Below are 24185 nucleotides of genomic sequence, written 5' to 3' on the forward strand. Positions count from 1 at the left end.
CCTGTAGGGCGACGGCCAGGGCCCGGCGATGAGTCGAGGCCCGCCGACCGGAGCTGTCTCAGCCGGTACGGGCGGGAGTGGCTGCCGAGGCGAGCTCCGCCGCGGGCGCCGGTTCCGTGGGCTCGTCCGGGCCGTCCGGCCGCGACGTCGGCGGCGCCGTGTCGGTCTCCGTGGCACCGGTCACCTCGGCCAGGGCCGCGTCCTCGGCCGGGTCACGTCGCCGCAACCGGCTGACCAGCCAGCCGATCGCCGCGCCGCCCCCCAGGCCGGCCAGCAGGCCGGCGGCGAGCATCGCGTCCGCGTTGCCGGACTCCTCGCCGGAGCCGGCCGCCGTGCCACCGCCGCCGGAAGCGCCGTCGGCGCCCTGCGCGCCCGCGGCGGGACCGTTCGCCGCGCCCGCCGCCGGAGCGCCATGGCCACCGTGCGCCGCCGGTCCGGCTGCCGCCGGGTCCGCCGGCAGCAGCGTCAGCACCGGCGCGCGGTGGTCACCACCGGCGTCCGCCCACCGGACGACCGTGCCGTCGGCGTACGTCTGGACGACCTCGAAGGTGAGCCGCTCGGCCTGCGGCAACGGGCCCATGGACAGGGCCAGCTTGGCCGGGCCGGTCGCACCCGCGCCGACGCGGACCCACGTCACCGCCGTGGTCACGGTGCTCACCCCGGAGGAGTGGATGCCCGCGAGCGGCTTGTCCAGGGTCTTGGAGTCGATCTTCGGTGCCCAGCCGTCGACCGACATCGGGTAGACCTCGGCCACCGGCGCGTCGGCCGGCAACCGGATCTCGACCTGCTTGGTCGCCGTGCCGGCCCGCTCCTCGGGCACGCTGAACTCCAGCCGTACGGCGTCGCCCTGCCGCGCTTGGGTCGGGGTGGTCGTCACGTCCGCGGCCTGCGCCGCCGCAGTGGGCCAGAGCAGCAGCCCGGCCGCGGTCAGCGCGGTCACCGCCACGATCCGCCGCGGGCGCCCACCGCCGTGCGTGCTCGCCATCTCGTGCCCCCATCCGTCTCGGCGCGACCGGCACCGGTTTCCGGCCACACCACCTAGTTCGGATGCGGGGCGCGAAAGGTTCAACGGCGACCGTGCGGGGTTCAACGCGAGCCGTCCGGAAGGTGCCGACGTCGCGACCGATAGCATCGGCAGGAGCCGAGGACCGGCACCGTTTCGTACCGCTTGGAGGAGTCACCGTGTCCGCACCCCGTACCCCCGCCGTGGCCGACCCCGTCGTCGTCGCCGCCGGGACGACGGCGGCCGACGCGGTGGCCGCGGCCGGACTGCCCGCGAACGGCCCCAAGGCGATCGTCGTGGTCCGCGACCCGCAGGGCCAGCTGCGTGACCTGGACTGGTCACCGGCCGAGGAGACCGTCGTCGAGCCGGTCAGCCTGGACTCGCCGGACGGGCTGAACGTGCTGCGGCACTCCACCGCGCACGTGCTCGCCCAGGCCGTGCAGGACGTCTTCCCCGAGGCCAAGCTGGGCATCGGGCCGCCGATCGAGAACGGCTTCTACTACGACTTCGACGTCGACAAGCCGTTCCAGCCCGACGACCTGAGCAAGCTCGAGAAGCGCATGCAGGAGATCATCAAGTCCGGGCAGCGGTTCCGTCGCCGCCGCTTCGGCAGCCTGGACGAGGCGCGCGCCGAGCTGGCCGACGAGCCGTTCAAGCTGGAGCTGATCGAGGTCAAGGGCGAGGGCCTGGACACCGACGAGGTGATGGAGGTGGGCGGCGGCGAGCTGACCATCTACGACAACCTCGACGCCAAGGAGGACAAGGTCTGCTGGTCGGACCTGTGCCGGGGCCCGCACCTGCCGACCACCCGCCTGATCGGCGCGTTCAAGCTGATGCGCTCCGCCGCCGCGTACTGGCGGGGGTCGGAGAAGAACCCCCAGCTCCAGCGGGTGTACGGCACCGCGTGGCCGACCCGGGACGAGCTGAAGGCGTACCTGAAGCTGTTGGAGGAGGCCGCCCGGCGCGACCACCGCAAGCTCGGCGCGGACCTCGACCTGTTCAGCTTCCCCGACGAGATCGGCTCGGGCCTGGCGGTCTTCCACCCCAAGGGCGGCATCATCCGTCGGGAGATGGAGCACTACTCGCGGCGACGGCACGAGGAGGCGGGGTACGAGTTCGTCAACACCCCGCACATCACCAAGGCGCAGCTGTTCCAGACCTCCGGTCACCTGCCGTACTACGCGGACACCATGTTCCCGCCCATGCAGTTGGAGGGCGTGGACTACTACCTCAAGGCGATGAACTGCCCGATGCACAACCTGATCTTCAGGTCGCGCGGGCGGTCGTACCGGGAGCTGCCGCTGCGGATGTTCGAGTTCGGCACGGTCTACCGGTACGAGAAGTCCGGCGTCGTGCACGGCCTGACCCGGGTCCGGGGCCTGACCCAGGACGACTCGCACATCTACTGCACCCGCGAGCAGATGGCCGGTGAGCTGTCCACGCTGCTGAGCTTCGTGCTCGACCTGCTGCGCGACTACGGCCTCGACGACTTCTACCTGGAGCTGTCGACCCGCGACGACTCGCCCAAGTTCATCGGCGCGGCCGAGGACTGGGAGGAGGCCACCGAGGCGCTGCGGACCGCCGCCGCGACCTCCGGCCTGGAGCTTGTGCCCGACCCGGGTGGCGCGGCGTTCTACGGGCCGAAGATCTCCGTGCAGGCCCGCGACGCGATCGGCCGGACCTGGCAGATGTCCACCATCCAGGTCGACTTCAACCAGCCGGAGCGGTTCGGGCTGGAGTACCAGGCCGCCGACGGCAGCCGCCAGCGCCCCGTGATGATCCACCGGGCGCTGTTCGGGTCGATCGAGCGGTTCTTCGGGGTGCTCACCGAGCACTACGCGGGCGCGTTCCCGGCCTGGCTGGCGCCGGTGCAGGTGGTCGGCATCCCGATCCGCGAGGACCACACCGACTACCTGCACGGTTTCGTGGCGGCGCTGCGCGCCGAGGGCATCCGCGCCCAGGTGGACGCGGGCGACGACCGGATGCAGAAGAAGATCCGTACGGCGCAGCAGCAGAAGGTGCCGTTCATGGTGATCGCCGGTGACGACGACGTGGCCGCCGGTACGGTCTCCTTCCGCTACCGCGACGGCTCCCAGCGCAACGGCGTGCCGGTCGCCGAGGCGGTCACCCACGTCCTCGACGTGGTCACCTCCCGCACCAACATCGGTCCCTCCGCCGCCGCGGAGTAGCGCGGCCGGTGCGGCGACCGGCAGGCACGGGAGGGGCCGGCGGCGCGGCACGGGAGGCCGCGCCTGATGTCAGATGCCGCAGTTCGGTGCCGACCAGCCGCCGACCGCCGCCACGTGGGTGTGGTCGTTGTGGTCCGGGTAGCCGGGGCCGAGGATCTGACCGAAGCCGTGGTAGCGGGCCTGCTGGGCGAGCCGGCAGAACGACGGTGAGCCGACCAGGTCGACCGCGTCGCCGTACAGGTGCCGGCTGTTCGACGCCCCGCCGACCGCGCTGTTGCAGGCGTAGCTGCGGAAACTGCTGCTGATCGCGATGGGTACGTCGCCGAGGGCGTGCCGCAGCGCCTGGAGCTTCCACATGGAGACGAGCGCGTTGGCGCGGGCGGTGCTCGCCGAGACCGCGCCCCCGGACCAGGTGCTGTTGCAGTTGTTCAGCTCGGCATAGCTGAAGTTGGCGGGCGTGCAGTCGTCGTCCTGGAGCGCGTAGAGCCGGTTGAAGGTCTGCGGTCCGGCGATCCCGTCCGCGCCCAGCCCGTACGCCTGCTGGAAGCGGATCACCGCCGACCGCGTGGCCGGGCCGAAGGCGCCGTCGATGGTGAGCACGGCGGCGTAGCCGGGGTAGCCGGCGACGCGGATCTGGAGTTGCCGGACGTCCTCGCCGGACATCCCCTGGGACAGGGTGCGACCCCAGGTGTAGCAGCCGTCGGCGTGCGCGGCGCTGGAGGTGAGGGTGACCCCGGTCACCGTGGTGACGGCGGCCAGCGTGAGCGCGGCGAGGATCCTGCCGAGCTGACGGATCATGAAGTTCTCCATCCATCGATCAAATGAAATGAATGGATGGAAGTTTCACGGCTGAGTCTCGACTACGTCAAGAAGTTGCAGCAGGGAGTTTCCGGTCACGGGTGTCGCGGCCCGCCGGCCTGCCTCCGTAGGATCGGCTCGTGACAGGGGCGGAGCGACACGCGGACAGCGGCGGCATGGCGGACGGCCTGGAGCGGCTCTGGACGCCGCACCGGATGACCTACATCTCGGGTGAGGACCGCCCCGCCGAGGGCTACGAGAAGCCGACCGGCTGCCCGTTCTGTCTCGCCCCCGGGCTGCCCGCCGAGGAGACCCTCGTGGTGGCCCGCGGCGAGCGGGTCTTCGTCGTGCTCAACCTCTACCCGTACAACCCCGGGCACCTGCTGGTCTGCCCGTACCGGCACGTCGCCGACTACACCGACCTCGACGAGGCGGAGACCGTCGAGTTGGCGTCCCACACGCAGACCGCCATGCGGGTGATCCGCAAGGTGAGCAACGCGCACGGCTTCAACCTGGGCATGAACCAGGGTGGCGTCGCCGGCGCCGGCATCGCCGCCCACCTGCACCAGCACGTGGTGCCACGCTGGGGCGGCGACGCGAACTTCATGCCGGTGATCGGCCGCACCAAGGTGCTGCCGCAACTGCTGCACGACACCCGCGACCTGCTCGCCCGCGCCTGGCCGTCCTGACCACGCCGCCCGCGCGACGTCCGCGCCGGTCCGGCTAGTCGGCGCGTAGCAGCGCAACCAACTCCGGCCAGCTCTCGACCCGGTGTACGAGCGGCAGCAGCGCGGCGTACGCGGCGACCTGCGCCGGGCGGGGCCGGAACAGGAACCGGTGCGGCACCGAGTCGAGGTAACCCAGCACCTCCAGCTTGTCGTCCACGAAGTGGGTCAGGCCGAGCCGGCGGGCGATCGGCGCCTTGGCCGGACGGGTCCGGCAGAAGTGCACCCGCTCGACCGGGATCCCGGTGCGATCCGGAAAGTCGTGGTGCGCCAGCCACTGGCGGGTCCGCCGCTCGGTGGACTCGCCGCACTTGGAGACCAGGTGCACCTCGTCGAACGCCGGCCCGAGCGCCGCGAGCGCGTCGAACGCGCCGTCGACCATCGGTGTACGCAGGTAGTGCGCACCGAAGAAGGAGGTGTCGGCGTCGTCGTCGGCCGGCTCGATGAGCACCCCGCCGATGTCCACGCCCAGCCGTCGCATGCCGACGATCATGCCGTACGTCGTCGGCGCAGGCGTACCGCGTTTCCTCGTCCCTGGTTGCTACGCCCCGGCCCTTCGGAGGTGGCACGATCGGCCGATGGCAGTCACGACACGGGTGTTGGGGCGCAGCGGCATCGAGGTCAGCGCCCTCGGCATGGGATGCTGGGCGATCGCCGGCCCATGGGCGGAGGGCAGTCAGCCGCTGGGCTGGGGCGCCGTCGACGACGACGAGTCGGTGCGGGCCGTACGCCGCGCGCTCGAACTGGGTGTGACCCTCTTCGACACCGCCGACACGTACGGCGCGGGGCACGGCGAGCGGGTGCTGGGCCGGGCGCTCGCCGGCCACCGGGACGACGCCGTGATCGCCACCAAGTGGGGTTACACGTTCGACGAGGCGACCCGGCAGGCCACCGGCGAGGACGCGTCACCGGCCTACCTGCGGCGGGCCGTCACCGCCTCGCTGCGCCGGCTGGGCACCGACCGGATCGACCTCTACCAGCTCCACCTGGCCGACCTGCCCGTGCACCGGGCGGAGGCGTTGTTCGCCGCCTGCGAGGATCTCGTGGCCGAGGGTCTGATCCGGGCGTACGGGTGGAGCACCGACCGCGCCGACCGGGCCGCCGCGCTCGGGCAGGCCGCCCCGGCCGCTGCCGCCGTGCAGCACGCCCTGTCGGTGCTGCGCGACGCCCCCGAGGTGCTCGCCGTCTGCGACAAGTACGACCTGGCCAGCGTCGACCAGGGGCCCCTCGGGATGGGACTGCTCACCGGCAAGTACACGGCCGCGTCCACGCTGCCCCGCGACGACGTACGCGGGTTGACGCCGGGCTGGCTGGAGTGGTTCCGGGGTGGCCGGCCGGCGCCGGAGTGGCTGCGCCGGGTCGGCGCCGTCCGTGCCGCGCTGACGGCCGACGGTCGTACCCTCGCCCAGGGTGCGCTGGGCTGGATCTGGGCCCGCAGCGGGCGGGCCATCCCGATCCCGGGTTGCCGTACCGTCGCGCAGGTCGAGGAGAACGCGGCGGCCCTGCACCGCGGCCCGCTGCCGCCCGACCAGTTCGTCGAGGTGGAACGCCAGCTGGCCGCCCTGCGCACCGCGGCCCTGCGCGACGCCGACCGCCCCCACTGGCCCCGCCCCACCCACCCCCAAACCCACCCCTGACCCACCCAGAGCGCACGCCCGTCCAGCCTCTGCGGCGTGCCGCCGGCCCGCCGTGTCGTGACGGCGCGCGCCAGCCTCGCCTGGTCCTGTGCCGGCCGGGTCCTGTGCCGGCCGGGTCCTGTGCTGGTGTCGTCCTGTCGAGCTGCCCCAGATGTGGGACAAGCGAACAGCTTCTCGGCCCGCCGGGGCCCACACGCCATGTGCGCGCGGACCCTTCCTCTTCGGCCGTCCTCGTCCGCTGCGTGCCCCGAATATGGGGCAGCTCGACAGGACGCGAACACCTAGGGCGCCCTTCGCCCGCTCGCGACGGCTCTCCGCGGCCGGCGGCTGTCAGAGACGGCGCGCGGGCGACCGGGCCAGCCCGAACGCGGTTCGGAGGAGGGGTCCTACGGGGTGTGTTCCTTGCGGGTCTGGTCGGCCAGGTGGGTGGGCATCGGGTCGTGGCGGACGAAGTGGCGGCGGAAGGTGCCGGTGCCGGCGGTCATCGAGCGCAGCTCGACGGCGTAGCGCAGCAGTTCCAGGGCCGGCACTTCGGCGCGGACCAGGGTCCGGCCGTCGGCGTCCGGGTCCGGTTCGGTGCCGAGCACCCGGCCGCGCCGGCCGGACAGGTCACCCAGCACGGCGCCCACCGAGCCGTCCGGCACCCGGATGGTCACCTCGTCGATGGGCTCCAGGAGGGCCGGCTGGCCGCGCTCGGCCGCGTCGCGCAGCGCCAGCGCTCCGGCGGTCTGGAAGGCGGCGTCGGAGGAGTCGACGCTGTGCGCCTTGCCGTCGACCAGGGTGACCCGCAGGTCGACCACCGGGTGGCCGGCGACCAGTCCGCGTTCCATCTGGGCGCGGACGCCCTTCTCCACCGACGGGATGTAGTTGTGCGGGACGGCGCCGCCGACGACCCGGTCCACGAACTCGAAGCCGGCGCCCCGGGGCAGTGGCTCGACCTCGATGTCGCAGACCGCGTACTGGCCGTGGCCGCCGGACTGCTTGACGTGCCGGCCGTGTCCCCGCGCGGGGGCGGTCAGCGTCTCGCGCAGCGACACCCGCACCGGTTCGGTGTCCAGTTCGACGCCGCCGGCGCGCAGCCGGTCCAGCAGGACGTCCGCGTGCGCCTCGCCCATGCACCAGAGCACCAGTTGGTGGGTCTCCGGGTTGCGCTCCAGCCGCAGGGTGGGGTCGCCGGCGACCAGCCGGGCGAGGTTGCGGGCGAGGGCGTCCTCGTCGGCGCGGCTGCGGGCGACGATCGCCACCGGCAGCAGCGGCTCCGGCATCTCCCACGGCGCGATCAGCAGCGGGTCGTCCTTGGCCGACACGGTGTCACCGGTCTCCGCGCTTGGCGACTTGGTGATCGCGCAGATGTCACCGGCGACGCAGTGCGGCACCTCGCGCAGGGTGGCGCCGAGCGGGGTGTAGAGGTGCCCGACCCGCTCGTCGGCGTCGTGGTCGGGGTGCCCGCGCTCGGCCATGCCGTGCCCGCAGATGTGCACCGTGTCGTCGGGACGCAGCGTGCCGGAGAAGACCCGGACCAGCGAGACCCGGCCGACGTGCCGGTCGACGGTGGTCTTGACCACCTCGGCGACGAGCGGGCCGTCCGGGTCGCAGGTCAGTGGCGGGCGGGGCGAGCCGTCCACCCCGGTGACCGCCGGCAGTTCGTGCTCCAGCGGCGACGGGAACGCCGCGGTCAGCACCTCCAGCAGCGCGTCCAGGCCGACGCCGGTCTCGGCGCAGACCGGCACCGCCGGATAGAAGTGCCCCCGCGCGACGGCCTTCTCCAGGTCGTCGACGAGCACCTCGGTGCTGATCTCCTCGCCGTCGAGGTAGCGGTCCATGAGGGTCTCGTCCTCGCTCTCGGCGATGATCCCCTCGATCAGCTCGTTGCGGGACTCGTCGATGGCGGGCTGGTGCTCCGGGTCCGGGTCGCGGACGTCGGCGGGCAGTCCGGCGGTGTAGTCGAAGACCCGGCGGGTGATCAGCCCGAGCAGACCCTCGGTGGAGACGCCGTCGTCGCCGAGCATCGGCAGGTAGAGAGGCATCACGTTGTCGCCGAAGACCCGCTGGCAGAGCGCGACCGTCTCGTCGAAGTCGGCGCGCGGCGCGTCCAGGCGGGTCACCGCGACGGCGCGCGGCATGTCGACCGCCGCGCACTCCTCCCACAGGGCCACGGTGGCCGCGTCCATGCCGCCGGCGGCGGAGACCACGAACAGCGCGGCGTCGGCGGCCCGCAGACCGGCCCGCAGCTCCCCGACGAAGTCGGCGTACCCGGGCGTGTCCAACAGGTTGACCTTGATGCCGTCGTGCAGCAGGGGCGCGCACGACAGGCTCACCGAGCGCTGCTGGCGTACGGCCGCGGGGTCGTGGTCGCCCACGGTCGTACCGTCGACGACACTGCCGGCCCGGCCGATCGTGCCGGTGGCGGCGAGCAGGGCCTCGACGAGCGTGGTCTTGCCCGCGCCGGAGTGCCCGACGAGCGCCACGTTGCGGACCCGCGCGGGTTCGGTCACCACCGGCGTGCCGCCGGCGGACCCCTTGTCCTGATGTTTCTGCGCCATGGGGCGCACCTCCCTCAGCCGGTGGTGGGTGGCGACCGCCGCGCGAGGTGAAAGCGGCCCGGGGCGAGTGCGCGGCGATATCCTCCGGTGGTCTGCTGCGATGTGGGAAATCAACGGGCGGACGGGTGAGCTGGCTCACCTCCCGGCTCGATCTCACACCCGTTGCCGGACACGCACAAGCCTGCCCCGGGCGGGTCGTCGGGACCGGCGTTATGGCCGGAGCTGCGCGGACCGTTATCGTGGGGACCGCCATGGCGAAGATCTTCCAAGTGTCGGCCCGCGCGGGGATGACCCGCGTCGTCGAGCCGATTGCCCGTGCCCTGCTGCGCGCGGGCGTCACCCCCAATGTCGTTACCGTCGCGGGCACCGTCGGTGTGCTCGTCGGCGCGCTCGGCTTCGGTGCCCGCGGCCATCTGGTCGCGGGCGCGCTGATCGTGACCGTGTTCGCGCTCACCGACCTGCTCGACGGGACGATGGCCCGGATGAGCGGCGGCTCCACCCGGTTCGGCGCGTTCCTGGACTCGAGCATGGACCGGGTCGCCGACAGCGCCGTCTTCGGCGCGGTGGCGTACTGGCTGGCCACCCGGGGTGACCACTCGGGCGTCGCCGCCGCGCTGCTCTGCCTGGCCGCCGGCGGGCTCGTCTCGTACGTGAAGGCGCGCGCCGAAGGGCTGGGCATGACCTGCAACGTGGGCATCGCCGAGCGTACCGAGCGACTGCTGATCGTCGGCGTCGGCGGCATCCTCACCGGCGTGGGCGTGAAGCCGGCGCTGGAGATCGCGCTCTGGCTGCTGGCCGCCATCTCGATCTTCACGGTGGGGCAGCGCATGGCGCACGTCTACCGCCAGGCCCAGCAGCTCCAGCCGGACGGCCGGGCGTGAGCGCGACCGGCGGCCGGGCCGCGTGAACCTCACCGAGCTGGGCTACCTCGCCGGCTGGCGGCTGGTCCGCGCGCTGCCCCGGTCGCTGGCGGCGGCGGCGTTCGCGAAGGGCGCCGACCGCGCGTACCGCAAGGGCGGCGGGGGTACGGCTCGACTGCGCGCCAACCTGCGCCGGGTGGTCGGCCCGGAGGTGCCCGAGGCCGAGCTGGACGATCTCGTGCGGCGTGGCCTGCGCTCGTACGCCCGGTACTGGATGGAGGCGTTCCGCCTGCCGTCGTTGAGCCGGGCGCAGATCCTGTCCGGGTTCCGGCTCGACGGCGCGGAGCTGCTGGCCGCCGACGTCGCCGCCGGCCGGGGCGCGGTGGTGGCGCTGCCACACGCCGGCAACTGGGACGCGGCGGGCGCCTGGGTGGCGGCCACCGGCTGGCCGATCAGCACGGTCATGGAACGGCTCAAGCCGGAGGGCGTGTACAAGCGGTTCCTGGCGTTCCGGGGGAAGCTGGGCATGGAGATCCTGCCCACCCACGGCGGCCCGCGGCCGCCGTTCGACGTGCTGCTGGACCGACTGCGCTCGGGCGCGGTGGTGCCGCTGCTGGCCGACCGGGACCTGTCGGCCCGCGGCGTCGAGGTGGACTTCTTCGGCGCGAAGACGCGCATGCCCGCCGGGCCCGCGCTGCTCGCGCTCCACACCGGGGCGCCGCTCTACGTGGCCTCGATGTGGTACGAGCAGGACGCCGCGTGCGCCTCGCTCTCCGGCCCGCTCCCGGTGCCCGGCCCGGAGGCGGGGCCGTTGGACCAGCGGGTCCGGTCGCTGACCCAGCTGATCGCCGACCGTCTGGCGACGGGCATCGCCCGGCATCCGCAAGACTGGCACATGTTGCAGCGGATGTGGCTGGACCAGCGCGGCGCGGGCGGCACGGAGCTGTCGGTGCCGACCTCGGGTCGGTCCTGAAGGGGGTGGACGCATGCGGATCGGTATCGTCTGCCCGTACTCCTTCGACGTGCCCGGCGGCGTGCAGAACCACGTCGTGGACCTCGCCGAGACGCTGATCGGCCTCGGCCACGAGGTCAGCGTGCTCGCTCCGGCCGACGAGGACGCCGACCTGCCGGCGTACGTGGTGTCCGCCGGTCGGGCGGTGCCGCTGCCGTACAACGGGTCGGTGGCCCGGATCGCGTTCGGCCCGGTCTCCACGGCCCGGGTCCGGCGGTGGCTCACCAACGGTGACTTCGACGTGCTGCACGTGCACGAGCCGCTGACGTTGAGCCTGTCGCTGCTGGCGGTGCTGTCGGCGCGCGGACCGGTGGTGGCCACCTTCCACACGGCGATGACCCGCTCGCGGGTCCTCGCCGCCGCGCAGGGCGTGCTGCAGATCGTGTTGGAGCGGATCACCGCCCGGATCGCGGTGAGCGCGCTGGCCCGCAAGGTGCAGGTCGAGCACATGGACGGCGGCGCGGTGGAGATCCCCAACGGGGTGGCGGTGGCGAAGTTCGCCGACGCCGTGCCGTTGCCGGAGTGGCCGGGGGAGTGCGGGCCGGGCACCGGCGGCACGCTGGGCTTCCTGGGCCGGTTCACGGAGGCGCGCAAGGGCTTCCCGGTGCTGCGGGACGCCTTCGTGGCGCTGGCGGCGACCCGCCCGGGACTGCGGCTGCTGGTCGCCGGCCCGGGTGACCCCGACGACCTGTACGACCAGTTCCCCGCCGACCTACGGGAGCGGGTGACGTTCCTCGGTCTGGTCTCCGAGGCGGACAAGGCGCGGATGCTGCGCAGCGTGCACCTCTATGTGGCGCCGAACACCGGCGGCGAGTCGTTCGGCATGATCCTCACCGAGGCGTTGGCCGCCGGCACCACGGTGGTGGCGAGTGACCTGGACGCGTTCCGTCGGGTGCTCGACGGCGGGCGGGCGGGACGGTTGTTCCCGACCGGCGACGCGGCGGGGCTGCGCGACGCCCTCTCCGAGCTGCTCGACGATCCGGGAGCACGGGCCGCGTTGACGGCCTGCGGTGATCAGGTGGTGGCGAATTTCGACTGGCCCACGGTTGCCCGCCGTGTTCTGGAGGTATACGCAGCGGCGATCGAGGCGACCGACGGACGGGTCATCGACCAGGAGTGGGTGGGGCTGAGCTGAACCGGAGTGACCCGTGGTGCGCCTGGTGACGCCGGTGACGGGCGGTGACGTGCGCGATGAAGGAGAAACGGAGCAGCACTACGATGCCGCACATGTGGTGGGTGGTGGCCGCGAGCGTGCTCGTGGGGGTGCTTGCGGCGTACCTCATCTGGACGGCCGGCCGGGTCGAGCGGCTGCAGGCCCGCGCGGAGCTGGCGGCGCGGGCCCTCGACGCCCACCTGTTGCGCCGGGCGGCGGCCGCCGCGGTGCTGGCGGAGCGGCGGTTCGGCGTCGAGCTGTACGCGGCGGCCCGGATCGCGCTCGACGCCGCGCCGGACGAGCGGGAGGCGGCGGAGAACGACCTGACCCGGCAACTGCGAGGGGTGCGGTTGGATCCGGCCGACGCGGATTGCACGGCGGTCATCGCGGCGAGCCGCCGGCTCGCGTTGTCCCGGCAGGTGCACACCGACCTGGTCCGCGACGCCCGGGCGGCGCGTAGCCGTCCGCTGGTGCGCCTGTTGCGGATGGGGCGGGGCCGCGAGTGGCCGCGGTACTTCGACATCGACGATCCGACGCTCGTCGTGCCGGCGGACGTGCCGGCCGGCTGACCAGGCCGGACACGGTGCCGGCGGACCGTGAGCGGGGCCACAGAGCAGGCCACCGGCCCTCCGATTGGCTGTCGAAGCGGCGTTGCGCCGTGCGTAGCATTTTCGCTGCCACCGCCCACCGCATGTCCAAGGAGCGCCGACCCGTGTCCGACACCACCGCCTCGACCACCGGCACCGCCCCCGTCGTCGGCACGGCCCGCGTGAAGCGGGGCATGGCCGAGATGCTCAAGGGCGGCGTGATCATGGACGTCGTCAACGCCGAGCAGGCCAAGATCGCCGAGGATGCCGGCGCCGTCGCGGTGATGGCGTTGGAGCGGGTGCCCGCCGACATCCGCGCGCAGGGCGGGGTGTCCCGGATGAGCGACCCCGACATGATCGACGGCATCATCTCGGCGGTGTCGATCCCGGTGATGGCCAAGGCCCGCATCGGGCACTTCGTCGAGGCGCAGATCCTCCAGTCGCTGGGCGTCGACTACGTCGACGAGTCCGAGGTGCTCACCCCGGCCGACTACGCCAACCACATCGACAAGTGGGCGTTCACGGTGCCCTTTGTCTGCGGCGCGACCAACCTGGGCGAGGCGCTGCGCCGGATCACCGAGGGCGCGGCCATGATCCGCTCCAAGGGTGAGGCGGGCACCGGTGACGTCTCGAACGCCACCACCCACATGCGGAAGATCCGCCAGGAGATCCGCCGGCTGTCGTCGCTGCCGGCCGACGAGCTGTACGTGGCGGCCAAGGAGCTGCAGGCCCCGTACGAGCTGGTCAAGGAGGTCGCTGAGAGCGGCAAGCTGCCGGTCGTGCTGTTCACCGCCGGTGGGATCGCCACCCCGGCCGACGCTGCGATGATGATGCAGCTCGGCGCGGAGGGCGTGTTCGTCGGCTCCGGCATCTTCAAGGCCGGCAACCCGGCGCAGCGGGCCGCCGCGATCGTCAAGGCGACCACCTTCCACGACGATCCGGACGTGCTGGCCAAGGTCTCCCGTGGTCTGGGCGAGGCGATGGTCGGCATCAACGTCGACGAGATCCCCCAGCCGCACCGCCTGGCCGAGCGCGGTTGGTGAGGATGAACCCGCCCACCATCGGTGTCCTCGCCCTGCAGGGTGACGTCCGCGAGCATGTGGCGGCGCTGACCGCGGCGGGTGCGGACGCCCGCCCGGTCCGCCGTCCGGGCGAGCTGGACGCGGTCGACGGTCTGGTGATCCCGGGCGGCGAGTCCACCACCATCAGCAAGCTCGTCGACATCTTCGAGATGCGCGAGCCGATCGACAAGCGGATCGCCGACGGCATGCCCGTCTACGGCTCCTGCGCCGGCATGATCATGTTGGCCACCGAGGTGCTGGACGGCCGCGTCGACCAGCGCGGTTTCGCCGGCATCGACATGACCGTACGGCGCAACGCGTTCGGGCGTCAGGTCGACTCGTTCGAGGCGCCGGTGGAGATCACCGGCGTGACGGGCGAGCCTTTCCACGCGGTGTTCATCCGCGCGCCGTGGGTCGAGCGGGTCGGCGCGGGCGTCGAGGTGATCGGCACGGTGACCGGTGGCCCGGCCGCCGAGCGGATCGTGGCGGTCCGGCAGGGCAACCTGCTGGCCACCTCCTTCCACCCCGAGCTGACGGGCGACCTGCGCCTGCACGCGTACTTCGTCGAGCTGGCGCGGACCGCCTGAGCGCTCGACCCCGCCGCGCGGGCATGGATCGGGTTCCCGCGCCGTTGGTCTGAGCGGGCCCGCACGCCGCGCCGCCGCCCTGGGCGGGTCCCGGGTGTGACACGGCGGGGTGTGACCTCGGTAAGATTGCCGCGGTTCGGCAGGGCCGTCGCCCGGCGCGGCACTTCCCGCGGGGCCGACCGGCCGCCGGATCGCCGGATGCGGCGCGGAATCGGTGCGGCAGTCGACGCAGGCGTGCAATGACAGACGGAGGTAGAAGATGTCCGGCCACTCAAAGTGGGCGACCACCAAGCACAAGAAGGCCGTCATCGACGCCAAGCGCGGCAAGATGTTCGCCAAGCTGATCAAGAACGTCGAGGTGGCCGCCCGGACCGGCGGCGGTGACCCGGCCGGTAACCCGACGCTGTTCGACGCCATCCAGAAGGCGAAGAAGAACTCGGTTCCCAACGACAACATCGACCGCGCGGTCAAGCGGGGCTCCGGCCTGGAGGCCGGCGGCGCCGACTGGCAGACCATCATGTACGAGGGGTACGGCCCCAACGGCGTGGCGATGTTGATCGAGTGCCTCACCGACAACCGCAACCGGGCGGCGACCGAGGTACGGACCGCGCTCACCCGCAACGGTGGCTCGCTGGCCGACGCCGGCTCCGTGTCGTACATGTTCTCCCGCAAGGGCGTGGTGATCGTCCCCAAGGCCGACACCAGCGAGGACGACGTAATGATGGCCGTCCTCGACGCCGGTGCCGAGGAGGTCAACGACCTGGGCGAGGCGTTCGAGATCGTCTCCGAGCCGGGCGACCTGATCCCGGTGCGCACCGCTCTCCAGGATGCCGGAATCGAGTACGAGTCGGCCGAGTCGTCCCTGGTGCCCAGCATGAACGTGCCGCTGGACGAGGAGGGCGCCCGCAAGATCTTCAAGCTGATCGACGTCCTGGAGGACTGCGACGACGTGCAGAACGTCTACGCGAACTTCGACGTCTCCGACGACGTGATGGCCGCCGTCGACGCCTGAGGTCCAGCCCTCGTCCGCCGGGTGCTTGATCGACTCGATGTCGTGGAAGTGGGGGTGTCCGACGCGCGTGGACACCCCCACTTCCGTGAACCGGAGTCGATCACGCGCCGAGCGCCGAGCGCCGAGCACTGGTGTTACTTCGCGGGCACCGGGTCGACCAGGAACACCTGGTCGGGTTGGCCCGTGCACGGCTCGGCGGCGATCTCCGCCGGCACCTCCGTGTCGTCGTCGCGGATACCGAGGCACAGGTCACTGCCGGCAGGTCGTAGGCGGTACGCGTTCGGTGCCGACCCGGTCGGCAGGAAGCGGAACAGCTGGTCCCAGGAGTCGGTGCGGCACTGGTGCTGGGGCTCGACGAGATTCTGCCCGGGGTCCTCGCGGCGTACGGTGAGGCAGCCGACCCCCTTGATCGGATGCTCCCACTTGACGAAGTACATGCCGTCGGTCACCGGCACCAGGTAGGTCTCCGGGGGTGTGGCGCCCGCGCAGGGGCGCTGGGCCGCCACCTCGTTCTCGTACTGGGCGCTGCGATCGCGACCCTCGCTGATGCAGAGCTGCGGGTCCCGGGCGAGCCTGATCTGGCTCCGACCGCTGGCCGGCGATCCCTGGCCGGTGCCGGACGCCGTTTCGTCGGCCGAGGCGCCGACGGCCGTCTTCTCCGACGTCCGACGCTCGTTCTCCTGGGGCCACCAGAACCACACACCGAGCCCGACGAGCAGGGTGGCGACGACGAGCAGTGCCAGCGGCGCGGGCCGGGTGAACCAGCGCGATCGTGCCTCGTCCGGGCCGACGGTCAGCACGTCGTCCGTGCCGACTCCGGACGACGTGTCCACGGGCGGTTCGGCCGAGACGTACGCGCCCGCGGCCAGTCTGTGCCGCGCCCGCAGCCACTCGTCGACCTCGTCGGACGCGCCGCAGGCGCGGACGAATGCCGCCAGCACCTCGGGACGCGGCAGGGTGGATCGCCGTAGGAGGTCGGCGGCGGTGCTGCGCGCCAGCACGTCGCCGGCCGCGGCGGCACGCTGTTCGAGTTGTCGGAACGTTAGCCGGGAGCGGTCCTTGAGTTGGCGCAGCAGGTCGATGAGAGCAGCCGGGTCGGCCGCCTCATCCGGTCGAAGTCCCCCCGTGGTCATCGCCCGATTCTGCTGACCCCGCACGCGTTCGGGCAAGCCGTCCGGGCGTCTGTCCGAGGTGGTCGGACAAACCCGGACAGGCCACGGTGAGCTGCGTGGACACCGCATGGTCCGGATCAGGGCATTGTCCCGCGCGACCCGGCTATCTAGCGTTTTCGTCGACGCCCACCGCCGCTGACCGGCGTACGGGCCGTCGCGTTCGGACCGGGGACCGGTCCGAACACGACACATCATCGACACGGGGGAGATCCGATGATTGACGCTGTCCGGGATCCGGTGCCGCAGGCTGCCACCGCGGGGGAGTACGTGGCATCACTTCGGGACGTACGGCGACGTTCCGGCCTGACGTACCGGGAGATCAGCCGCCAGGCCTCGGCGGCCGGGCACTGGCTCCCGCCGAGCACACTCGCCACCATGCTGGGGCGGAACACCCTGCCCCGGGAGCGGACCGTCGTGGCGTTGCTGGCGGCGTGCGGCACGTCCACACCGGACATCGATCGGTGGCTCGACCTCCGCCGCGACATCGAAGCGCAACTCGACGAGCCGACGCGTCCCACCGGCCAACCGACGCCCGACGAGCCGGCGTACCCCGCCCCGCCGCCTGCCGCTGCGGCGTCCGCCGGGGCGGCCGGTCCCCGCCACTCCACCGACCTACCACGAGCGGCGACCCGGCCGGCGCGTCGCCGACTGTCACTGGGGGCGCTGGCGCTGGTGGGAGCGCTGACCGTGGGCGCGCTGCTGCCCGGCGGTGACCGCATGATCCCCAGGTCGAACGACGCTGGGTCGAGCGGCCCGTGCCCCCTCGTCCTCCGCCAGGGCATGTACGGCCCCTGCGTGCTGGATCTCCAGGAGCGGCTGGTGGCGGCTGGGTTGGGCGTGCCCGTCGACGGGTGGTTCGGACCCGACACCACCAGCCGGGTGATCGCCTTCCAGGCGCTGGCCGCCCTGGAGGTCAGCGGCACGGTGGACGGGCCGGTGCTCGACGCGCTCCAGGGCGATCCGGTGCCGCCCATCCGGTGGACGGAGAACCGGATCAGCACGTACCTCCGGGCGAGGTTCCCGGACGACCCGTCCGAGGCCGTGCGGCTGGCGCGGTGCCTGTCCGGGTTGGACCCGCTGCGGGTGGAGGTGACCGCCGACGGGTCGCGGCGTTGGGGCCTGTTCCAGTTCAGCGACACGGAGCTGTCCCGGCTCGGTGTCGACCGCCGGACGGCGCTGGATCCGGGTTGGAACATCGGTGCGGCACGCGACATCTGGTCGCGCACCGGGGACTTCCGCCACTGGGACTGCCCGCCGACACCGTGACGCGGATCCGGCCGCCTCGGCGAAGCCGCTGATGCGGCGCACGGTGCCGTACGGCAGCGGGCGTCGGCCTCCGATAGGGGCACCGACGCCCGTGCCGGGGTGGCCTACCAGCTCAACCGATCGTCTCCCGCTCCCGCCAGGCGGTGCGCAGCGACGTTCGGCCGTTGGTGCGCAGCAGCGACCCCTCGTACACCCGGGCCCCGGCGACCACGAACGCGCCGGCGGCCAGCAGCAGGATGACCAGCGCGACGATCGGCTCCCACCCGGCCGCGTCGCCGGTGAACAGCCGCAGCGGCATCGCCGTGGGCGACGAGAACGGCAGGTAGGACAGCACCCGCATCGCGGTGGCGTTGTCGTTCAGGAAGATCACCGCGAAGAACGGCAGCATGACGGCGAGCTGCACCGGGGTCGACACCGCGGCGATGTCCTCCTGCCGGTTGGCCAGCGCGCCGGCCGCCGCCCACATGGCGGCGAGCAACACGAAACCGACAAGGAAGAACGGCACGAACCAGCCGATCGCCGGGGCGAGCAGGGTGAGCAGCCCTCCGCTGTCGCCGATCTGCAGCCCGAGCACCGCCACCACGGCGATCAGGGCGATCTGCGCGAACGCCAGGATGGCCCCGGCGACCACCTTGCCGGCCAGCAGGGCCCGCACCGGCACGGCGGCGACCAGGATCTCCACGATCCGGGTCTGCTTCTCCTCGATGACGCTCTGCGCGATCTGCACGCCGAAGGTCTGGGAGGTGAGGAAGAAGACGAACGCGAAGACGAACGGCACCAGGAACGCCACCACCGGATCGACCGCGTCCGGGTCGAGCAGGCGGACGGTCGGCTGGGTGCTCAGGGCCCGCACCACGTCGTCGGGGGCCTCGTCCATGGCCAGGACGGCCGGTCCGGTGACCACCGCGGCATCCACGTCGTCGTCGCGGACGGCCTGCTCGGCGGCCCGGTCGTCGGGGACGACCCGGACCTCCAGCCCGGCGGCGCGCAGCGGGGCGGCCACGCTCTCGGTCGCCGCCACCGTGGACGGCCCGCCGGAGAACAGCGGCGGCAGGATGGTGCCCGCCGCGGCGATCAGCAGGAAGAACAGGGTGCCGAACAGGAAGGTCCGGTCGCGGAGCTTGACCCGGATCTCGCGTTCGGCGACCAGCCGGGTGGCCTGGGTGACGTTCACTGGGTGACCTCTCGGAAGATCTCGGTGAGCGAGGGACTGACCGGGTGGAAGGAGCGGACCGGGCCGCGCTCCAGGGCCGCCCGCAGCACGGGCTGTTCGTCGGTGCCGGCCGGCAGGTCGAAGACCACCCGCGCGCCGTCCAACTCGACCACTGTCACCCCGGGCTGGTCGCGTACCCAGCCGGCGTCGTGCTCCACGACCAGCGCGAACCGGGGCACGGTGTACGAGTCGCGCAGCTGCTGCCGGCTGCCGGCGGCCCGGATCACCCCGTCCCCGATGATCACCAGGTCGTCGCAGAGGCGCTCCACGACGTCGAGCTGGTGACTGGAGAAGAGCACCGGCACGCCGGCCGAGGCCCGTTCCCGCAGCACGGCCACGACGGTCTCCACGGCCAGCGGGTCGAGGCCGGAGAACGGTTCGTCGAGCACCAGCACCTCGGGGTCGTGCACCAGCGCGGCGGCGATCTGGGCGCGCTGCTGGTTGCCCAGCGACAGCGTCTCCAGCAGGTCGTCGCCGCGTTCACCGAGCCCGACCCGGTCCAGCAGCGCGTCGGTGGAGCGCCGGGCCGCGGCGGCGTCCAACCCGTGCAGCCGGCCCAGGTAGGTCACCTGCTCGCGGGTCGTCATCTTGGGGTAGAGGCCCCGCTCCTCCGGCATGTAGCCGAAGCGCCGACGGTCCTGCCGGGTCAGCGTCGTACCGCCCCAGCTCACCTCGCCGGCGTCGGGGGCGAGGACACCCAGGATGATCCGCATGGTGGTGGTCTTGCCGGCGCCGTTGGCGCCCACGAAACCGGTCATCCGGCCGGCGGACACCTCGAAGGACACGTTCCTGAGCACCTGACGGTCGCCGAAGCTGCGGTCGACGCCGTCGAGACGAAGCGTTCTGGTCACGCACTCACGCTAGATCGACTGCGCCGCCGCGCCGTCCGTCCGGCGGCTGAGTGGACGGGTCCGCCGCAGGGTGGACGCCGGTCACCCGCCGGGCCGGACCACCCCGTTCTCGTACGCGAACACCACCGCCTGTACCCGGTCACGCAGGCCGAGTTTGGCCAGCACGCGACTCACGTGCGTCTTCACCGTGGCCTCGCCCAGATGGATGGTCGTGGCGATCTCCGCATTGCTCGACCCGGCGGCGACCAGCATCAGCACCTCCCGCTCGCGCGGGGTCAGCTCGGCCAGTGCGGCCTCGGCGTCCGGGCCCCGGTGGGCGATGCCCGCCGGGTCGCCGGGGCGGGCGAAGGTGGAGATCACCCGGCGGGTGATCTCCGGGGCGAGGAGACCATCGCCCCTGGCCAGCACCCGGATCGCCTCGACCAGTTCCTCCGGCGTGCCGTTCTTGAGCAGGAAGCCGCTGGCCCCGGCCCGCAGCGCGGCGAACAGGTAGTCGTCGCGGTCGAAGGTCGTGAGGATCAACACCGCGGGGGCCCTGGGGCCGTCGGCGACGATCCGCCGGGTGGCCTCCAGGCCGTCCATCCCGGGCATCTCCACATCCATGAGTACGACGTCGGGGCGGGTGGCCCGGGTCATGGTGACCGCCCGTTCGCCGTCGGCGGCCTCACCGACCACCTCGATGTCGTCCTCCACCTCCAGGATGACCCGGAATCCGGTACGGACGAGGTGCTGGTCGTCGGCGAGCAGCACCCGGACCGTCGGGCTGCCGGTGTCGGCTGCGTGCTGGGCCGCCGCGCTCACGCCGGAGACTCCGCGTCGGCTGCCGCCGGACGCCGGTCGGCCGGCTCCCGCTGCGGACTGATCGTGCGGTCCGTCGACCCGTCGAGGGGGAAGCGGGCGCGGACCCGCCAGCCGCCGCCGGTTCGTGGCCCGGCCTCCAACTCACCGTCGTGGGCGGTGACCCGTTCGCGCATGCCGAGCAGGCCCAACCCGCTCGCACCGGCCGGGCCAACGCCGCGCCCGTCGTCGGTCACGTCGACCTCCACCTCCCGGGTCAGATACCGAACCCGCACGTCCAGCAGAGCCGCCTCGGCGTGCTTCAGGGTGTTGGTCACCGCTTCCTGCGTCACCCGGTAGGCCGTCTGGGAGATCGACTCGGGCAACGCGACCGGCTCGCCGTACACCCCGAGGGTCGCCGTCAGGCCGGCGGCCCGGGCCCGCTCGACCAGCTCGCCGATCCGGTCGACGCCGCCGGCCGCCGGCGGCGCGGCGTCGGTGCCGGCGGAGGCCCGCAGTACGCCGAGCATCCGGCGCAGCTCGTCGACGGCGGTGCGGGCGCTCTGTTCGATGGCGGTCAGTGCGGTGCGGGCCTTGCCCGGGTCGCGGTCGAACACCCGCCGGCAGGCGGACGCCTGCACACCCATCACCGACACGTGGTGGGCGACCACGTCGTGCAGCTCCCGCGCGATCCGGACGCGTTCGCCGAGCACCGCCCGTTCCCGGGCGGCGGCCTGCGACCGGCGCAGGTCCTCGGCCTGGGCGCGCAGCTCGTGCTCGCGGCGGGCGGCCACCCAGGCGGTCTCACCGAAGAAGTACGCGAACCCGAGGACCAGCACGTTGAGCAGCACGCCGGTGACCATCATGGCGAGCGTCGGCGGCACCGGACCGACCGCGTCGGCGAAGGCATCCGCCGGGATGTGGTCGATCATCACCGCGTAGTAGATCCCCAACCAGGCGAACATCGCGGCGATCACGCCGATGCGCAGCCGACGGGCCAGCTGGCGGTTCTGCCCCCAGGCGCCGACCGTGTAGAGCGCGCAGAACAGGGCCCACGCGGAGAACTGGGTCTCCGGTGCCGAACGGGCCTGAGCGGCGACGAACACCACCGCGACGACCAGCAGCGTCACGCCCGGCCACCGCCGTCGCCAGATCAGCGGCACGGTCACGGCGACGGTCCAGAACAGCTGCTCCGGCCCGGACGGCGGCGGACCCAGCAGGAACGCTCCGGTGCTGCGGGCCAGGGTGAGGCTGACCAGCGCCAGCGCGGTGATCCCCAGGCCGATCCAGATGTCGTTCCGGCGCTGTTCCGCCGTCGGACCCGGTCGGGCCCACTCCTCCCGCGTTGCCGTGCTCATCCAGGAACGATGCCACGTCGCTCGGCGGGCCCGTCGGCCGGGCGGGTGGACGGGCGGCGGCCCGGCGCGGGGTACGCGCCGGGCCGCCGTCTGCGGTGTCGCTCAAGCGGTCGTCTGCTGGCGGGTCTTGCGGGCGGTGTCGATCAGGTCCCAGACCACGATCGCGGCCGCGCCCACCGCGATGGCCAGGCCGAGACCGTCCCGGTTGTCGGGCTCCGCCACCCAGCTCAGGCGCTCGGCCAGGGCCGGGTTGAGCAGCCGGTCGGAGAGCGCCAGCCAGGCCAGCGGCACCGCGAACGCCAGGTCGAGCAGCACCTTCGTGCCGAACAGGGGCCAGGTCCAGCGGTCGATCCGGTACTTGACGATCTCGAAGACCACGCTGAGGACCAGCACCCCGATCAGGGCCGGCAGCCAGAACGACCACAGCGCCGGGTCGAGGATGGCAATGTTCTCGCCGTCGCTGCCGTTCACCCAGGAGTGGTAGTGCTGCAACGGCAGGTACGCGATGGTCAGCACCAGCATGATTACGGAGGCGATGGTGTCGGCGAGGGGGATGCCCCGTCGCACCGGCGCGTCGGGCAGTTGGTCGACCGTCCACTTCGGCAGGTCCACGGCCGTCTGGCTGCGCTCGATGACGGCGAAGGTCAGGGTGAGCCAGAAGGCGATCTGCACGGCCACCTGCATGGCCGTCACGATGCCGGGACCGATGGCGCCGAAACCCTTTCCTTCCGCCGCCTCGACCACCGTGACGATCGTGCCGACGAGCGCCGGGATGAAGCTGAGCAGCAGCTTCAGCAGTCGCAGCCAGATCAGGTAGTAGGTCGGGCCGATGAGTTGCAGTCGGCGGTCGGCGTACCGGGCGGCGAGCAGGTCGGGGTTGCCCAGCTCGGTGAGCACCTCCCGCTCGGCGGTGCTGGCGTCCTGCCCACCGTCGGTCCGGTCCTCGATCATGTCGTCGATGGAGGCGCGCAACTCGGTGGCGATCTCGTCGCGGCGCGGGGCGGGCACCGAGCGCAGGGTGGCGGCGAGGTAGCGATCGGTCAGGGTGTTCATCGGTCCGCTCCTTGGATCAACCCGTTGATGGAGGTCTGTACGGCGGCGAGGTCGTCCAGGAGCCGGCTCAGCATCGACTCGCCCTCGTCGCTGGTCCGGTAGAACTTGCGCGGTCGGCTCTCCTCGGTGTTCCACTCGCTGGTCAGCAGGCCCTGGTCCTCCAGGCGGCGCAGCAGCGGGTAGAGCGTGTTCGCGTCCACCGGGAAACCGTGGTCGGTGAGCCGTTGCAGCAGTGCGTAGCCGTAGTCCGGTCGCCGGAGCGCGACCAGGCTGGCCACCACGACGGTGCCTCGACGCAACTCCTGCAGATGCGTCCGTAGAACGTCCTCGCTAACCATGTGTCACACCATACTGTGTGGCACACACTGTTGTCTACGGAGATAGTGATGTGTCTGCTGGCAATGCTGTGGCGGGGGCGGGCTGGGGGCGGATCGACCTGCTGTCGCTTCCCCTTTGCTCTGCTTCAACGGAGGCGACAGTGACGGGCCACAGGTGTCGCCTCCGTTGACGCAGAGCAAAGGAGCGCATGGTGATATCCGCCGCGCCGCAGGGCGGCGGGACGCGGCCGGCGGGGGAGGGGTGCGGGGTCAGCGGGCAGCGGCGGGCGCGGCGTCGCCGCGCCGGGCGAACTACTCGAAGCGGGACACGTCTCCGGCGCCTCGGCGCAGGATCTCCGGCTCCGGGCCGGACAGGTCGATCACCGTCGTCGGCTCCATGCCGCACTCGCCGGCGTCCAGCACCGCGTCGAGCTGGTGGTCGAGCTGTTCCTTGATCTCCCAGCCCTGCGTCATCGGCTCTTCCTCGCCGGGCAGCGTCAGGGTGCTGGACACCAGTGGCTCGCCCAACTCGGCGAGCAGCGCCTGGGTCACCGTGTGCCGGGGTACGCGGACACCGACGGTCCGCTTCTTCGGGTGCAGCATCCGGCGGGGCACCTCCTTGGTGGCCGGCAGGATGAACGTGTAGCTGCCCGGCGTGGACGCCTTCACCAGCCGGAACACCGCATTGCTGATCTGGACGAACTGGCCGAGCTGCGCGAAGTCCCGGCAGACCAGGGTGAAGTGGTGTCGGTCGTCCAGGTCGCGGATCGCGCGGATCCGGTCCAGCCCGTCCCGGTTGCCCAGTTGGCAGCCCAGCGCGTAGCAGGAGTCCGTCGGGTAGGCGACCAGGCCGCCGCCACGGATCAGGTCGGCAACCTGCCCGATCACGCGGGGCTGCGGGTTCTCCGGGTGTACGTCGTAGTACCTGGCCACCCGTCGAGCCTAGGCCTGTCCGGTGCGAACAGGAGATGCGGGCCACCCTCGGCGCGGACGGTGGAGCCGCCGAGATCA

23 protein-coding genes are annotated in these 24185 nt (G+C 72.4%); 11 read left to right on the forward strand and 12 right to left on the reverse strand.

The features are described from left to right. Positions 1 to 58: 58 nt before the first annotated feature. Positions 59 to 985 carry a DUF1775 domain-containing protein gene (locus tag ACN269_RS30960; RefSeq protein WP_421475790.1) on the reverse strand — a complete coding sequence of 309 codons (927 nt, stop codon included), beginning with the start codon at positions 983 to 985 and terminating at the stop codon, positions 59 to 61. A gap of 197 nt (positions 986 to 1182) precedes the next feature. Between ACN269_RS30960 and thrS the strand changes: the two genes are divergently transcribed. Then, the gene (gene thrS / locus ACN269_RS30965; RefSeq protein WP_421475792.1) at positions 1183 to 3192 is read left to right on the forward strand and encodes a threonine--tRNA ligase; all 2010 of its coding nucleotides are present in this window, start codon (positions 1183 to 1185) and stop codon (positions 3190 to 3192) included. Positions 3193 to 3261: 69 nt separating this feature from the next. Here thrS and ACN269_RS30970 read toward each other — a convergent pair whose 3' ends face one another. Further along, positions 3262 to 3990 carry a D-Ala-D-Ala carboxypeptidase family metallohydrolase gene (locus ACN269_RS30970; RefSeq protein ID WP_421475793.1) on the reverse strand — a complete coding sequence of 243 codons (729 nt, stop codon included), beginning with the start codon at positions 3988 to 3990 and terminating at the stop codon, positions 3262 to 3264. Between the two features lie 176 nt (positions 3991 to 4166). Between ACN269_RS30970 and ACN269_RS30975 the strand changes: the two genes are divergently transcribed. Further along, the gene (locus tag ACN269_RS30975; protein WP_421476665.1) at positions 4167 to 4679 is read left to right on the forward strand and encodes an HIT family protein; all 513 of its coding nucleotides are present in this window, start codon (positions 4167 to 4169) and stop codon (positions 4677 to 4679) included. Positions 4680 to 4713: 34 nt separating this feature from the next. Here the strand turns inward: ACN269_RS30975 and ACN269_RS30980 are convergent, their stop codons facing one another. After that, a complete protein-coding gene (locus ACN269_RS30980) occupies positions 4714 to 5196 on the reverse strand; it encodes a hypothetical protein (RefSeq protein WP_421475795.1) in 483 nt (160 codons plus the stop codon). A 97-nt stretch (positions 5197 to 5293) separates the two neighbouring features. Here ACN269_RS30980 and ACN269_RS30985 point away from each other — a divergent pair, with 97 nt between their 5' ends. Next, entirely contained in the window at positions 5294 to 6352 is a 1059-nt protein-coding gene (locus ACN269_RS30985) for an aldo/keto reductase (RefSeq protein ID WP_421475797.1), read from the forward strand. A 386-nt stretch (positions 6353 to 6738) separates the two neighbouring features. Here the strand turns inward: ACN269_RS30985 and ACN269_RS30990 are convergent, their stop codons facing one another. Further along, positions 6739 to 8895: an elongation factor G-like protein EF-G2 gene (locus ACN269_RS30990; RefSeq protein WP_421475799.1), complete on the reverse strand. Its 2157-nt coding sequence runs from the start codon at positions 8893 to 8895 to the stop codon at positions 6739 to 6741. A gap of 251 nt (positions 8896 to 9146) precedes the next feature. Here ACN269_RS30990 and pgsA point away from each other — a divergent pair, with 251 nt between their 5' ends. The 7 genes from pgsA (at position 9147) to ACN269_RS31025 (ending at position 15167) form a co-directional block, all read left to right on the forward strand. Continuing rightward, complete coding sequence (gene pgsA / locus ACN269_RS30995; RefSeq protein ID WP_421475801.1) at positions 9147 to 9776, forward strand: phosphatidylinositol phosphate synthase; 630 nt, start codon at positions 9147 to 9149, stop codon at positions 9774 to 9776. A gap of 22 nt (positions 9777 to 9798) precedes the next feature. Beyond that, entirely contained in the window at positions 9799 to 10728 is a 930-nt protein-coding gene (locus ACN269_RS31000) for a phosphatidylinositol mannoside acyltransferase (protein WP_421475803.1), read from the forward strand. 13 nt (positions 10729 to 10741) lie between these two features. Next, the gene (locus ACN269_RS31005) at positions 10742 to 11902 is read left to right on the forward strand and encodes a glycosyltransferase family 4 protein (protein WP_421475805.1); all 1161 of its coding nucleotides are present in this window, start codon (positions 10742 to 10744) and stop codon (positions 11900 to 11902) included. Between the two features lie 83 nt (positions 11903 to 11985). Then, on the forward strand, positions 11986 to 12489 hold the full coding sequence (locus ACN269_RS31010; RefSeq protein ID WP_421475807.1) for a hypothetical protein: 504 nt from the start codon (positions 11986 to 11988) through the stop codon (positions 12487 to 12489). Positions 12490 to 12611: 122 nt separating this feature from the next. Continuing rightward, positions 12612 to 13550 carry a pyridoxal 5'-phosphate synthase lyase subunit PdxS gene (pdxS, locus tag ACN269_RS31015; RefSeq protein ID WP_421476666.1) on the forward strand — a complete coding sequence of 313 codons (939 nt, stop codon included), beginning with the start codon at positions 12612 to 12614 and terminating at the stop codon, positions 13548 to 13550. 2 nt (positions 13551 to 13552) lie between these two features. Then, positions 13553 to 14155, forward strand: coding sequence for a pyridoxal 5'-phosphate synthase glutaminase subunit PdxT (pdxT, locus tag ACN269_RS31020; protein ID WP_421475809.1), 603 nt, complete (start codon positions 13553 to 13555; stop codon positions 14153 to 14155). A 259-nt stretch (positions 14156 to 14414) separates the two neighbouring features. Then, positions 14415 to 15167 (forward strand): YebC/PmpR family DNA-binding transcriptional regulator, encoded by a 753-nt coding sequence (locus tag ACN269_RS31025; RefSeq protein WP_421475811.1) that lies wholly within the window; start codon positions 14415 to 14417, stop codon positions 15165 to 15167. Positions 15168 to 15301: 134 nt separating this feature from the next. On the opposite strand, the gene ACN269_RS31030 is transcribed toward ACN269_RS31025, so the two are convergent. Next, on the reverse strand, positions 15302 to 16300 hold the full coding sequence (locus ACN269_RS31030; protein ID WP_421475813.1) for a helix-turn-helix domain-containing protein: 999 nt from the start codon (positions 16298 to 16300) through the stop codon (positions 15302 to 15304). A gap of 252 nt (positions 16301 to 16552) precedes the next feature. Here ACN269_RS31030 and ACN269_RS31035 point away from each other — a divergent pair, with 252 nt between their 5' ends. Then, positions 16553 to 17605, forward strand: a complete 1053-nt coding sequence (locus ACN269_RS31035) for a peptidoglycan-binding protein (protein WP_421475814.1) — start codon at positions 16553 to 16555, stop codon at positions 17603 to 17605. 112 nt (positions 17606 to 17717) lie between these two features. Here ACN269_RS31035 and ACN269_RS31040 read toward each other — a convergent pair whose 3' ends face one another. From ACN269_RS31040 to ACN269_RS31070, 7 genes are all read right to left on the reverse strand, one after another. Continuing rightward, positions 17718 to 18779 carry an ABC transporter permease gene (locus ACN269_RS31040; RefSeq protein ID WP_421475816.1) on the reverse strand — a complete coding sequence of 354 codons (1062 nt, stop codon included), beginning with the start codon at positions 18777 to 18779 and terminating at the stop codon, positions 17718 to 17720. Next, entirely contained in the window at positions 18776 to 19669 is an 894-nt protein-coding gene (locus ACN269_RS31045) for an ABC transporter ATP-binding protein (RefSeq protein ID WP_421475818.1), read from the reverse strand. The genes ACN269_RS31040 and ACN269_RS31045 overlap by 4 nt, the downstream gene beginning before the upstream one ends. Before the next feature lie 81 nt (positions 19670 to 19750). Further along, positions 19751 to 20470 (reverse strand): response regulator, encoded by a 720-nt coding sequence (locus ACN269_RS31050; RefSeq protein WP_421475820.1) that lies wholly within the window; start codon positions 20468 to 20470, stop codon positions 19751 to 19753. Next, the gene (locus ACN269_RS31055; protein WP_421475822.1) at positions 20467 to 21804 is read right to left on the reverse strand and encodes a sensor histidine kinase; all 1338 of its coding nucleotides are present in this window, start codon (positions 21802 to 21804) and stop codon (positions 20467 to 20469) included. The genes ACN269_RS31050 and ACN269_RS31055 overlap by 4 nt, the downstream gene beginning before the upstream one ends. Before the next feature lie 102 nt (positions 21805 to 21906). Beyond that, entirely contained in the window at positions 21907 to 22857 is a 951-nt protein-coding gene (locus ACN269_RS31060; RefSeq protein WP_421475824.1) for a permease prefix domain 1-containing protein, read from the reverse strand. After that, positions 22854 to 23195 carry a PadR family transcriptional regulator gene (locus tag ACN269_RS31065; RefSeq protein WP_421475825.1) on the reverse strand — a complete coding sequence of 114 codons (342 nt, stop codon included), beginning with the start codon at positions 23193 to 23195 and terminating at the stop codon, positions 22854 to 22856. Before ACN269_RS31065 ends, ACN269_RS31060 begins: the two co-directional genes overlap by 4 nt. A gap of 291 nt (positions 23196 to 23486) precedes the next feature. Then, the gene (locus ACN269_RS31070) at positions 23487 to 24107 is read right to left on the reverse strand and encodes an L-threonylcarbamoyladenylate synthase (RefSeq protein WP_421475827.1); all 621 of its coding nucleotides are present in this window, start codon (positions 24105 to 24107) and stop codon (positions 23487 to 23489) included. Positions 24108 to 24185: the final 78 nt, after the last annotated feature.

It is taken from the genome of Micromonospora sp. WMMD736, from assembly GCF_049179015.1.
GTDB lineage: Bacteria > Actinomycetota > Actinomycetes > Mycobacteriales > Micromonosporaceae > Micromonospora.